This is a genomic window from Labrys neptuniae, assembly GCF_040797145.1.
In the GTDB taxonomy this organism is placed as follows: Bacteria; Pseudomonadota; Alphaproteobacteria; order Rhizobiales; family Labraceae; genus Labrys; species Labrys neptuniae.
On record NZ_JBFNQD010000001.1, the window covers coordinates 1,521,387 to 1,532,873 of the forward strand.

At 64.6% G+C, this 11,487-nt stretch carries 11 protein-coding genes; 2 read left to right on the forward strand and 9 right to left on the reverse strand.

Annotated features, from left to right (window positions below; translation table 11 throughout):
* Positions 1 to 30 precede the first annotated feature (30 nt).
* Positions 31 to 360: a hypothetical protein gene (locus tag ABXS05_RS07320; protein ID WP_367623402.1), complete on the forward strand. Its 330-nt coding sequence runs from the start codon at positions 31 to 33 to the stop codon at positions 358 to 360.
* Positions 361 to 371: 11 nt separating this feature from the next.
* Here ABXS05_RS07320 and ABXS05_RS07325 read toward each other — a convergent pair whose 3' ends face one another.
* The 9 genes from ABXS05_RS07325 to ABXS05_RS07365 all read right to left on the reverse strand — a co-directional run bounded on the left by ABXS05_RS07325 (position 372) and on the right by ABXS05_RS07365 (position 9,514).
* Positions 372 to 1,427, reverse strand: coding sequence for a D-alanyl-D-alanine carboxypeptidase family protein (locus tag ABXS05_RS07325; protein ID WP_367623403.1), 1,056 nt, complete (start codon positions 1,425 to 1,427; stop codon positions 372 to 374).
* Between the two features lie 124 nt (positions 1,428 to 1,551).
* Positions 1,552 to 2,277 (reverse strand): 3-keto-5-aminohexanoate cleavage protein, encoded by a 726-nt coding sequence (locus ABXS05_RS07330; RefSeq protein ID WP_367623404.1) that lies wholly within the window; start codon positions 2,275 to 2,277, stop codon positions 1,552 to 1,554.
* A gap of 14 nt (positions 2,278 to 2,291) precedes the next feature.
* Positions 2,292 to 2,897 (reverse strand): NAD(P)H-dependent oxidoreductase, encoded by a 606-nt coding sequence (locus tag ABXS05_RS07335; protein ID WP_367623405.1) that lies wholly within the window; start codon positions 2,895 to 2,897, stop codon positions 2,292 to 2,294.
* A gap of 1 nt (position 2,898) precedes the next feature.
* Positions 2,899 to 4,317, reverse strand: coding sequence for an FAD-binding oxidoreductase (locus ABXS05_RS07340; protein WP_311942257.1), 1,419 nt, complete (start codon positions 4,315 to 4,317; stop codon positions 2,899 to 2,901).
* A gap of 217 nt (positions 4,318 to 4,534) precedes the next feature.
* Positions 4,535 to 5,053 (reverse strand): gluconokinase, encoded by a 519-nt coding sequence (locus ABXS05_RS07345; protein WP_367623406.1) that lies wholly within the window; start codon positions 5,051 to 5,053, stop codon positions 4,535 to 4,537.
* Positions 5,054 to 5,161: 108 nt separating this feature from the next.
* Positions 5,162 to 6,388: a class I SAM-dependent RNA methyltransferase gene (locus ABXS05_RS07350; RefSeq protein ID WP_367623407.1), complete on the reverse strand. Its 1,227-nt coding sequence runs from the start codon at positions 6,386 to 6,388 to the stop codon at positions 5,162 to 5,164.
* 73 nt (positions 6,389 to 6,461) lie between these two features.
* On the reverse strand, positions 6,462 to 7,211 hold the full coding sequence (locus ABXS05_RS07355; protein ID WP_367623408.1) for a TlyA family RNA methyltransferase: 750 nt from the start codon (positions 7,209 to 7,211) through the stop codon (positions 6,462 to 6,464).
* On the reverse strand, positions 7,211 to 9,130 hold the full coding sequence (gene dxs, locus ABXS05_RS07360; RefSeq protein ID WP_367623409.1) for a 1-deoxy-D-xylulose-5-phosphate synthase: 1,920 nt from the start codon (positions 9,128 to 9,130) through the stop codon (positions 7,211 to 7,213). Before dxs ends, ABXS05_RS07355 begins: the two co-directional genes overlap by 1 nt.
* Before the next feature lie 135 nt (positions 9,131 to 9,265).
* A complete protein-coding gene (locus ABXS05_RS07365; RefSeq protein WP_068284665.1) occupies positions 9,266 to 9,514 on the reverse strand; it encodes an exodeoxyribonuclease VII small subunit in 249 nt (82 codons plus the stop codon).
* Positions 9,515 to 9,769: 255 nt separating this feature from the next.
* On the opposite strand from ABXS05_RS07365, the gene ABXS05_RS07370 reads away from it, so the two are divergent.
* Positions 9,770 to 11,308: a rhomboid family intramembrane serine protease gene (locus ABXS05_RS07370; protein WP_367623410.1), complete on the forward strand. Its 1,539-nt coding sequence runs from the start codon at positions 9,770 to 9,772 to the stop codon at positions 11,306 to 11,308.
* Positions 11,309 to 11,487: the final 179 nt, after the last annotated feature.

The following is an 11,487-nucleotide window of genomic DNA, read 5'->3' on the forward strand; positions in this document are numbered from 1 at the left end:
CGACGAGATTCGATTCCCAAAGGAAAGACGATGATGAAGATTCTAAAGCGTTTTCCAGAAAAGTTGATAGACCTTTCGATTAAGAAAGCGCGTCAGAACAATAAGTTAGAGAAAAAGAGCGATTCGAGAAAATCGCGCTTTGCTCTATCCGCAACCCTCGCGCTTACAGCCGCAGCAGCCCTCACCAGCTGCAGTGCAGGCGTTGGGGTTGGCAGCGCGACCTACAGCGCCGATGAGCGAGGGTCGACCTATTGCTCACGCAGCGTCGGCGCCAGCATCGAGGCTCCCGACGCAAGCGGCAGCGGCGTGCACCGCCAGCGCGGCTGCGTGACGCGGCCTGCCGATGGCGGCGAGGACTGAACCTCGCCGCATCATCCCCGCTTCGGCTTGGCGGAGGTCGAGGTCTTTTCGGGCTTGGCGGGGCTGGGGGTCAGCCAAGTCGTGATCTGGCGTACCTTCTTGGCGGCCTCGGCCTGCGCGAGATAGCTGGTCTGCCCAGGCAGCCCCATGGGATAAGCTGCATCGCGCGTCCGCTCATAGTCCCGCGTTTGCTCGCCGCATTGCTTTGCCCGCATGTCCGGGGGGCTGCGCTTGGTGTCGTTGGCAAGGGCGGAGAGCGTGGTGTTGTCGGGCGAGAGCTCGCCGGTAAACGCCTGGGTCAGATACATCGCCGCCCGTTCGTTGCGTTCGCGCTCGGTCGTCGCGCCCATCACGACCACCATGACCTGCCTCCCGCCTCTTTCGGCAAGAGCGACCACATTGTTGCCCGACGCGCAGAGATAGCCCGTCTTCAGGCCTCTGGCGCCGTCAAAACGGGTCAGCAACTCGTTGTGCGATTCCACGGTCTTTCCGTCGATGACGACAGCCGACGTCTCGAAGAAGCGACGATATTGCGGGAACTGCCTGTCAATGGCGATGCCCAGCAGCGCCATGTCGCGCGCCGTCGACTTCTGCCGGCGATCGAACAATCCGTTCGGGTTCACAAATCGGCTTCCTGTCATTCCCAATCGCCTGGCGGCGTCGTTCATCGACTTGACAAAGGCCTCCTCCGAGCCGGCAACCTGTTCGGCGATGGCCATGGCGACATCATTGGTGGAGCCCGAAATCATGGCGAAAAGAGCGTCTTCCATGGTCATGGTGCTGCCGACATGCAGACCCGAGTCGAGGAACTTCTGGCTCGCCGCATGTTTGGAAAGCACCACCGGCGTCTCCAGCGACACGCGCCCGGCGCGAATGGCCTCGAAGGTGACGAAGGCCGTCATCAACTTGGTCGTCGAGGCTGGAAACCAGGGACGCCCTGCCTCCTCGGCATGGAGCACCTGATCATTCGCGACATCGACGACGAGAATGGGCGTCGCATCTGACGCGCGCGCAGGGCCGTGAAGCGCCAAAACCAGCGCCAGGCATCCAAGACTCTTCCAAGACATTCTATCCGTATCCCTTTCGGCCGCCGAAGCAGCCCAATCAATCAAGCGTTTCTATGACGTTCGCTTCCGACCTTTTTGCGACATGCACAACGGCCGATCGGCGCTGGAACGAACCGCCCGGCGGTCAGCCACCCGCCCGCGCCGAGAGCACCACCGCGGTGCGCAGCAGTTCGGCATTGTCGGCGGCCCTGGTCCCATCGGGCAGATCAGCGCCATCCTCGAGGCCGATGCGGCGGTCGAGACCCCGGCGGACGGCTTCGTCATGCATCGGCCACTGGGTCAGGTCGCTGCCGTGCAGCTGGACCGGCAGGCCGAGATTGGCATGGCTGAGGACAGCGAGGATCTCGTGGGCGACATGCAAACCGGCCGCCGCTTCCTGTTCCTCGATCTCGACAAGGACGCGCAGGCAGCGCTCCGCGGAAGGCAGCGCCACCAGGCGCAAGGCGTCGGCGACCGTGGCCAGGCCCGCTTCGATGCCGATGCGGCGCTGGATCATCAGCGCCATGATCTCCGGCGCGTCCTCCTCGCCGAGATTGACCGAAACGTAATCCGGCAGGACCTGCCATTCGCGGATCGGTGCCTGGCGCGCCCGGCCGACCGGCGGAATGGTCCATAGGGTCGAGATGCCGACAGGCACGTCCGGCACGCTCATGCGGATAGCCTGCAAGGCCGCGGCGATATCGGCCGACTCCAGGCTCTGCTCGCCATTCCGCCCCCGGGGATGGACATGCAGTTCCTCGGCACCGGCCTCGATGGCTGCCTTGGCATCGCGCGCCAATTCGGCCGGCGTGCAGGGCAGTGCCGGGTGGAAATCGCGGCTCCTGCTGCCGTTCAGGCAAGCTTGCAGCATCGTCCTCTCCCTGATCACGCCTGCGCCGCGAGATCCCGCACCCGCAGCGCCAGGGTCTTCGCATCCGCGAGCCAGCCGGCCCGGTCGGCCACAGTGCTGGTGGCGACCACGCCATAGAGCGCACGCCGTACATGATGGACGCCACAATAGCGCAAAATACCCTCTCGCCACATGCGATCGAGCGGATCGCCGAAAACCGCCTGCTCCCGGTCCGCAGGTGTATTGCCGGTGTTGAGCACCAGCGCGGCACGAGCCCGCAGGAGCCCTTGCGGCACGTCACCCCGATCATCCCCCTTGGCGAAGGTATAGGCGGCACCGGGCGCGAAGACCCTGTCGATCCAGCCCTTCATGATCGCCGGCGGCGCGCCCCAGCAATTGGGATGGATGACCGCCATGAGATCGCAGGACTGCAGCTCGGCGATATGGGCCTGCACCAGGGCATCCTCGCTCGGACGACCGCGAGCTTCCTCGGCGGTCAGCAGCGGATCGAAGCCCTCGGCGGTCAGGTCGTGATAGGCAACGTCGCAGCCAGCCTCCAGCCAGGTCCGTCGCACCGCCTCGGCCACGGCATGGTTGAAGCTCGCCGGCGCGGGATGGCCGATGACGACCATCGCCCGCATGTCAGAGCACCTTGCCGGGATTCATGATGCCCTTGGGATCGAGCGTCGCCTTAATGGCGCGCATCATCTCGAGCTCTACCGGATCCTTGACCCCGGGCAGCAGCTTGCGCTTGGCTTGGCCGATGCCGTGCTCGGCCGAGATGGAACCATGAAACTCGGCGACGATGGCGTGGACGATCTCGTTGGTCTTTTCCCACTTATCCAGGAAAGCCTGCTTGTCGCCGCCCACCGGCTGGGAAATGTTGAAGTGGATATTGCCGTCGCCGAGATGGCCGAAGGGCAAGGGACGAGCACCCGGAATGAAGGCCTCCACGGCCGCGATGGCCTTGTCGAGGAAGGCCGGAACCAGGCGGATCGGCACCGAGACGTCGTGCTTGATCGAGCCGCCCTCGAAGCGCTGGCTTTCCGACAGCAATTCGCGCAGGCGCCAGAAATCGGCGGCTTGGTCGAGCGAGGCCGCGATCACGGCGTCGCGGGCATAACCGCGCTCATAAGCCGTCATCAGCATCGCCTCCAGCGCCTCGTTCACGCCGCCTTCCGCGGAGGTTGACACCTCCAGCAGCACATACCAGGGATAGCTGCCCTCGATGGGGTCGCGCGCATCGGCAACATGGCGGATGACGAAATCGATGCCGATGCGCGGCATCAATTCGAAAGCCGTCACGGTGCCGCCGCCGTTTTCCCGGGCAACGTTCAAGAGCGCCAGCGCCGCCGCCGGATTGTCGACGCCGATGAAGGCCGTGCCGACGGAGCGAGGCCTGGGAAACAGTTTCAGCACCGCCGCGGTGACGATGCCGAGCGTACCTTCGGCGCCGATGAAGAGGTTCTTCAGATCGTAGCCAGTGTTGTCCTTGCGCAGATGGCGCATGCCGTGCCAGATCCGCCCGCCCGGCAGCACGACCTCCAGGCCCATCACCAGATCGCGCGTATTGCCATAGGCGATTACGCCGGTGCCGCCGGCATTGGTGCCGATATTGCCGCCGATGGTGCAGCTCCCCTCCGAGGGCAAAGTGAGCGGGAAGAAACGCCCGGCCGCCTCCGCCGCCTCCTGCACGCGCTGCAGCGTCACGCCGGCCTCGACATCGATGGTATTGCTGTCGGGGTCGACGGCACGAACCTTGTCCAGCCGCTTGAGCGAGATCAGCAGTTCATTGCCTTCCGCATGCGGAACCTGGCCGCCGACCAGGCCGGTATTGCCGCCCTGCGGCACGATCGGGGTATCAGTCTCGTCGGCCAGCTTGAGGATCGCCGCAACCTCGTCCACCGTCCCTGGCAGCAGCACCAGCGGCGTCTTGCCGTGATAGCGGTCGCGCCATTCCTTCAGGAAAGGCTGCTGGGCATCCGCATCGGCAATGGCGTAGCGCTCGCCGACCAGAGCAGCGAAGCGGGCAAGAAGTTCAGGAGAAAGCAGGGCGGACATGGAATGGGTATCCTGGCTACGGCGTTTTGCGATTGCCGAACGCAACCGGAATCGCAAAGACGCGCCAAAATGAAGGAGTCGGAGCAAGGCGCGGTCATACTTGAACCTGCCTTATCCTAGAGCAAAGCGCGTTTATGCATAACCGCTGCTTTGCTCTAACTCTTTGTTTCAACGCGTCTTTGCGATTCTTGGTGATTCCAAGAAATCGCAAAACGCTTTAACGGGCAAGCTGGCGGAGCGCATTGGCGACGATCGCGTCGGGTTCCGCCTCGATCGAAACACGGATCGGCGCCTCGTCGGCTCCCGGGGGTTCCAGCGTGGCGAACTGGCTGGCGAGCAGACTCGGCGGCATGAAATGGTCCTTGCGCTTGGCCAATCGGGCCGCGATCACTTCGGCGCTGCCTTCGAGAAAGACGAAACGGACATCCACATGCCCATTCCGCAGGGCATCGCGATAGCCGCGCTTGAGTGCCGAGCAGGCGATGACGCCGTGTTGCCCCGCCCCTCTCAGTTCGGCGATCCAGGCGGCGATAGCCGCAAGCCAGGGCCAGCGGTCCTCGTCCGTCAACGGGATGCCGGCATGCATCTTGGCGACATTGGCCGGCGGGTGGAAGGAATCACCATCGCGGAACGTCCAGCCAAGCCGGAGCCCGAGCCGCTCGCCGATGCTGCTCTTTCCAGCACCGGAAACGCCCATGACGATGAGGGCAGTGGGAAGAGGCGGCTCTGAAGTCATGACATTTCCTGGAGCAGAATGCGGTCTGGTTGAGATCATTCTCTAGATCAACTCGCGGGTGCCAGGAGCATTTTGCGGCTCCTGACGATTCCATCCAATTGCAAAACGCTATCTTCGCTCGAACACGCCGACCAGTTCGACATGGCCGGAGTGGCGGAACTGATCGACCGGCGTCACCCTGACGAGCCGGTAGCCACCGGCAATCAACAGCGCAGCATCGCGGGCAAAGGTCGTCGGGTTGCAGGAGACACCGACGATATGGCGCAGCTTGGCAGCGGCAAGGCGTTTGGCCTGCGCCTCCGCACCGGCGCGCGGTGGATCGAACACCACGGCATCGAAGGGCTTGAGTTCCTCGGCCAGCAAGGGGCGGTGAAAGAGATCGCGCACGGTGGCGCTGACAGGCTTCAGTCCCTGGGCTCGCCGAGCGGCCCGGTCGAGCGCCGATATTGCCGGCTTGTCCGAATCGAAAGCCTGCACATGCATGGCGTCCGCCAGCGCCAAGGCGAAGGTGCCGCAGCCGGAGAAGAGATCGGCAATGCGCTTGGCACCGGCAAGGCCCCCGCGCACCAGGGCCGTAAGGGCGGCATCTGCCTCGGCCGTCGCCTGCAGGAAGGCGCCCGGCGGCGGCGAAACCTCCACCGTCCCGAACCGCACTACCGGCGCCCGGCGTTCGATCACCACGTCGCCATGGTTGGAAAGCCGGGCCAGGTCGAACTGCCGGGCAAGGTCGCTGAGCCTCAACCGCATCTTGTCGTCGACGCGACCGGCGCCGCGAATGTCGCAGTCGAGGCCGGTGATCGTGGCTGTCAGCACCAGGTCAAGCGGCTTGCCGAGACCGCGCAATTGCTTTTCGAGCGCCCGCGCCGCCTCCAGGCCGCGGTTCAATTCCGGCACCAGAATCGGGCAGGCGTCGAGTTCGACGATGGCATGCGAGCGGGCCTCGGCAAAGCCGACCTTGCCCTTGCGGGCATGCAGGGTTGCCCGGCGCCGGCCGCGGCCATGGGCATCGACGAGCGGCTCGACCGGCGCTTCGATGCCGGCCTGCTTCAGTGCCTCGACCACCAGGCCCCGCTTCCAGGCCTGGTACGCCGGCACCGACAAATGCTGGACGGCACAGCCGCCGCAATGCGTGAAATGGGGGCAGAAGGGTTCGATGCGATCCGGGCTCGGTTCCTGCAGGGCGACCAGCCGCCCCCGCTCTCCGGCCACCTCGGCCAGGACCGTCTCGCCCGGCAAGGCATAGGGCACGAAGACCGGGCCCGGCGCGATGCCGTCACCGCGATGCCCCAGCCTTTCGATCTTGAGTTCCAGCGATGTCTCAACGTGCTGATTCACGATCTCAACTTCATCAAGCGATGCCTGAAAGAGATGAATCAAAATCTCAATCCAGGCGCGCAAGTCCTCTGATTCAATCTATGAGCCCGGCTACACTAACCCTATGGGCAGACAGCAGAAACTCCTTGTTGCCGTCCCCGCCTTCGATGGGAGACGGCACGACCCCGCGCACCTTCCAGCCAAGTGACGAGACGGTGCCGGCGATACGATCGCAGACCTCGGCGTGCACGGCCTCGTCCTTCACCACGCCGCCCTTGCCCACCCGCTCGCGACCCGCTTCGAACTGCGGCTTGACCAGAACGGCAAGATCCGCACCCGGCGCGGCCAATGCGAGCGCCGCCGGCAGAACCAGCGCCAGCGAGATGAAGCTGACGTCGGCGACGACGAGGTCGACGGGGTCGGGCACCAGGCCGCGATCGAGCTTGCGTGCATCCTGCCCTTCCAGCGAGATCAACCTGTCATTCCCGCGCAGGCTGGCGTGAAGCTGATCATGACCGACATCGACGGCATAAACCCGTGCCGCCCCCCGCCGCAGCAGCACGTCACTGAAGCCGCCGGTGGAGGCGCCGATGTCGAGCGCGACGCGCCCCTCTACGGGCACCGAAAACATATCGAGGGCATGTTCGAGCTTGAGCCCGCCGCGCGACACGAAGGGAAAGGCCGCCTGCGCTTCGATCACAGCCTCTGCTGCCAGGCTCTCCGACGCCTTGCGCACCGGCTTGCCATCGGCCGTCACGAGGCCGGCGGAGATCGCGGCCTGTGCCTTGGCGCGGCTGTCGAAATGACCGCGCTCGACCAGCAGCACGTCCGCGCGCTTGCGCATCAGGCGCGCTTGGCGCCGGTTACGACATCGCGCCCGAGCACCGACAGGACCTTGGTGACGATGCCGGCGGCATCGAGCCCGGCCTGCGCATACATCGCCTCCGGCTTGTTCTGGTCGAGGAAGATGTCGGGCAGCACCAGGGAGCGGAATTTCAGGCCGCTGTCGAAAACGCCTGCCTCGGCCAGGCACTGGGCCACGAAGCTGCCGAAGCCCCCCACGGAGCCTTCCTCGATGGTCAGCAGCACCTCGTGCTCGCGAGCGAGCCTGAGGACCAACTCCTCGTCGAGCGGCTTGGCAAACCGGGCATCCGCAACGGTCGCCGACAGGCCGAGCGCCGCCAGATCTTCTGCGGCCTTGAGGCACTCGGCCAGGCGCGTACCGAAGGAAAGCAGGGCAATATTGCTGCCCTCGCGCAGGACGCGCCCCTTGCCGATCGGCAGGGGCACGCCGACTTCAGGCATCTCGACGCCAACCCCCTCGCCGCGCGGGTAGCGGAAGGCGATAGGGCCGCCGTCATAGGCGGCCGCGGTTGCGACCATATGCACCAACTCGGCTTCGTCGGCGGCCGCCATCACCACCATGTTGGGCAGGCAGCCAAGAAAAGCGACGTCGAAGGAGCCGGCGTGGGTAGCGCCGTCGGCCCCAACGAGACCGGCACGATCGATCGGGAAGCGCACGGGCAGGTTCTGGATGGCAACGTCGTGGACGACCTGGTCGTAGCCGCGCTGCAGGAAGGTGGAATAGATCGCACAGAACGGCTTGTAGCCCTCGCTGGCAAGGCCCGCCGCGAAGGTGACGGCGTGCTGCTCGGCGATGCCGACATCGTAAAGCCGTTGCGGGAAGGCTTGCTCGAACAAGTCGAGCCCGGTGCCGGACGGCATGGCGGCGGTGATCGCCACGACCTTGTCGTCCTTGTGGGCTTCCTTGATCAGGCTTTCGGCAAAGACGCGGGTATAGGAGGGCGCATTGGCCTTGGCCTTCACCTGCGCCCCGGTGATGACGTCGAACTTCACCACGCCATGATATTTGTCGGGCGCGTTCTCGGCCGGGCCATAACCCTTGCCTTTCTGGGTGACGACATGGATCAGCACGGGCCCATCGGCCTGGTCGCGCACATTCTTGAGCACCGGCAGGAGGTGGTCGAGATTATGCCCGTCGATCGGCCCGATATAGTAGAAGCCGAGTTCCTCGAACAGCGTGCCGCCGGTCCAGAAGCCGCGGGCATATTCCTCGGTGCGCTTGGCCTTGTCGTAGAAGAATTTCGGCAGCTTCCTGGCCAGCATCTTGCCGAAATCGCGCAAATTCTTGTAGGTGCCGCCGGAAACCAGCCGGGCCAGATAGGCCGACATCGCCCCCACGGGCGGGGCGATCGACATGTCGTTGTCGTTGAGGATGACGACGAGGCGCGAGCCCAGCGCCCCGGCATTGTTCATCGCCTCATAGGCCATGCCGGCCGACATCGAGCCGTCGCCGATCACGCAGATCACGTTGTTGTTGCGGCCATCGAGATCGCGCGCCGCCGCCATACCCAGGCCCGCCGAGATCGAGGTCGAGGAATGCGCGGCGCCGAAGGGATCGTATTCGCTCTCGCTACGTTTGGTGAAGCCGCTGAGGCCGTCCGCCTGGCGCAGGGTACGGATGCGATCGCGCCGCCCGGTAAGGATCTTGTGCGGATAGGCCTGGTGGCCGACATCCCAGATCAGGCGATCGCGCGGCGTATCGAACACGGCATGGATGGCGACCGTCAGCTCGACCACGCCGAGCCCGGCACCGAGATGGCCGCCCGTCACCGAAACGGCGTCAATGGTCTCCCGGCGCAGCTCGTCCGCCACCTGCTGGAGCTTGTCCTCGGGCAGGCGGCGCAGATCGGCCGGCAGATGGATGGTGTCGAGCAGCGGGGTTGCGGAAGTGTTTGCCAAATTGTTCACCCGGGGAGACTAGAGCAAAGCACGCATAAGTGGAAACATCATTTTGCTCTAACTCTTTGTTCCGACGCGCCTTTGCGATGACGGCCGTTCTGGTGGAGTGCTGGGCGCCTTGCAGGCCGTCGCCTGTCAGGCTTCAGGTAGAGGCTCGAGCCCGGCGGGCTTGCCCTCGGCATCGAGCCGGATCTTGTCGACCTTGGCCTCTGCAACCTTCAAAAGCTTGTCGCAATGAGCCTTGAGCTGCTCGCCACGCCCGAACAGCGTGATCGATTCCTCCAGCGGCACATTGCCGCCTTCGAGGCTGCGCACGATTTGCTCGAGCTCGGCAAGTGCCTTTTCGAAGCTGAGCGTTGCGATATCGGACGGCTTGTCGGCCATTATCAACCTGTCGGATCTCTAGAGCAAAGGGCGTTTAGACGGAAGCGCTTGTTTGCTCTAACTCTTTGGTTCGACGCGTCTTTGCGATTCTTGGCGATTCCGCCAAATCGCAAAACGCTCTCGATTTTCCCCTCTATAGCCCCGAACCTCGCTGCATTGAAAGAAAAAGCCATGCAAGCCGCATGACCCAACCGTGCATAAGGCGGGGGAGAGTGACAGGTTGCGGCTCAGCGCCGCTTCCGGCAAAAGCGGCGCATGGATTTGCAGACCTTCCTCGCGCTCTCCGCCGGTTCCCTGTCAGCCGTGGCCATCGCCCAGGTGTTCGTCACCCGGACCTACCGCTTTCCAGGCATCGCGATCTACCTGGCGGGGCACGCGGTCGTGATCGCCATCGCCGTCGCCGGATACAGGTTTCTGCCTGACTGTTACGGTTTCCTGGCGGCTCTCGCCTTGCTGGCGATCATTGCGCCGGGGCCGCTGCTGAACCGGGCCAATCGCGAATTGCTGGCCGGCCGCAACGAACGTGCCGCCCTGCTCGCCCGCCTGGCCAGCTTCGTCCAGCCCACCAGCCAAGTCCGCTTCACGGCCAGTCTGTTCAAGGCTCTTTCCGAATCGACGCGCGAAGAACGTATCGATGCCCTTGAAGCGCTGCGCCAGACCAGCAAGCCGGATCAGGAAGTGATCCTCGACCTGCAATTGCTGCGGCAGCGCCAGAACTGGCAGGGCATCGTCGATTACCTTGCCCGAAACCCCGTGCCGGCAGGCGCAGATGCGGTCGCCTTCCCGATTCGGGCCCTCGGGGAGACCGGCCAGCTGGAAGCCATGGTGGCGACAGCCATGCGTTATCGCGGCCTGCTGGGCGCCGGGCAATTGTCGACCCTGATGCTCCTCGCCTTCTGCGGGCGCGTCCAGGCCACGGACTCGATGCTCGCCTCGTTTCACGCCATGCCGGTCTCCGTGAAGGCATTCTGGCAGGCGACCGCCCTCCAGGCGGCGGCACGGGGCGAACTCGCCGAGCCTCTGCTGCGCGGCTTTGCTGCCGCTTCCCTGACGCCCGCCCAGCATGAGGCGATCGTCGCTCGCCTGGACAAGCCTGCGAGCCAGGCCGAGGGCCAGCTCTCGCCACAGGCAACCGCCTTCCTCGATGATTTGGAGGCGCATATCCGGCGCAACGCCCCCCTGCGCCGCACGGGCTGGCGCGCCGCCCCCGTGACCTATCTGCTGATCCTGGCCAATTGCGCCGCCTTCGGCATCGAGCTGTGGAATGGCGACACCACCGATGCCGAAAACCTGTTCCGGCTCGGAGGGTTATGGCCCGACGCGGTGGTCCGGGATCATGAATGGTGGCGCCTGCTCAGCGCCATGTTCCTGCATGCCGGCCCCGAACACCTGATCAGCAACATGATCGGGCTCTTCCTGCTCGGGCGCATGGTCGAAGCCACGGTCGGAAGCCTGCGCATGGGCCTGATCTATCTGATCGGCGGCCTGGTCTCCATGGCCGGGGTGCTCGCCCTCACCGAGGCGGGCTTCACCCAGCCGGATGTTCTGGTCGGGGCTTCCGGCGCCATCTTCGCCCTGATCGGAGCCATTGCCCTGCGACGCCTGTCCGATTTCCTGGCGACCCGCCATATCGCCGACCGGCACAATCTCAGCCTGATCGTCATCGTGCTGCTGATCCAGGCGGCGATCGACCTTTCACTGCCTCAGATCAGTTTCACCGCGCACGGCATCGGCTTCATCGCCGGCATTGCCCTGGCCTGGATATTCGGCACAGCGCACGCCAGCAGGCGGTAGAATGGAGCGCGGACATCACAGCGACATGCAGGAGCATGTCGCGATGTCCGCTCCTGGAACTGCTGCGCCTGGATGAGAGAAAGAGCGGACAGGATGTCCGCGCAGACTGCTGACAAACCAGTAGCGTTAGTCAGCAGTTTTTGATTCAGTGGGTCATGTTGAAGAAACCCGGCCCCGAG

Bases quoted from the DNA above. Each gene is read 5' to 3' on its own strand.
- ABXS05_RS07320 (WP_367623402.1), top strand. From the start codon at position 31: ATGATGAAGATTCTAAAGCGTTTTCCAGAAAAGTTGATAGACCTTTCG.
- ABXS05_RS07325 (WP_367623403.1), bottom strand. From the start codon at position 1,427: ATGTCTTGGAAGAGTCTTGGATGCCTGGCGCTGGTTTTGGCGCTTCAC.
- ABXS05_RS07330 (WP_367623404.1), bottom strand. From the start codon at position 2,277: ATGCTGCAAGCTTGCCTGAACGGCAGCAGGAGCCGCGATTTCCACCCG.
- ABXS05_RS07335 (WP_367623405.1), bottom strand. From the start codon at position 2,897: ATGCGGGCGATGGTCGTCATCGGCCATCCCGCGCCGGCGAGCTTCAAC.
- ABXS05_RS07340 (WP_311942257.1), bottom strand. From the start codon at position 4,317: ATGTCCGCCCTGCTTTCTCCTGAACTTCTTGCCCGCTTCGCTGCTCTG.
- ABXS05_RS07345 (WP_367623406.1), bottom strand. From the start codon at position 5,053: ATGACTTCAGAGCCGCCTCTTCCCACTGCCCTCATCGTCATGGGCGTT.
- ABXS05_RS07355 (WP_367623408.1), bottom strand. From the start codon at position 7,211: ATGCGCAAGCGCGCGGACGTGCTGCTGGTCGAGCGCGGTCATTTCGAC.
- ABXS05_RS07365 (WP_068284665.1), bottom strand. From the start codon at position 9,514: ATGGCCGACAAGCCGTCCGATATCGCAACGCTCAGCTTCGAAAAGGCA.
- ABXS05_RS07370 (WP_367623410.1), top strand. From the start codon at position 9,770: ATGGATTTGCAGACCTTCCTCGCGCTCTCCGCCGGTTCCCTGTCAGCC.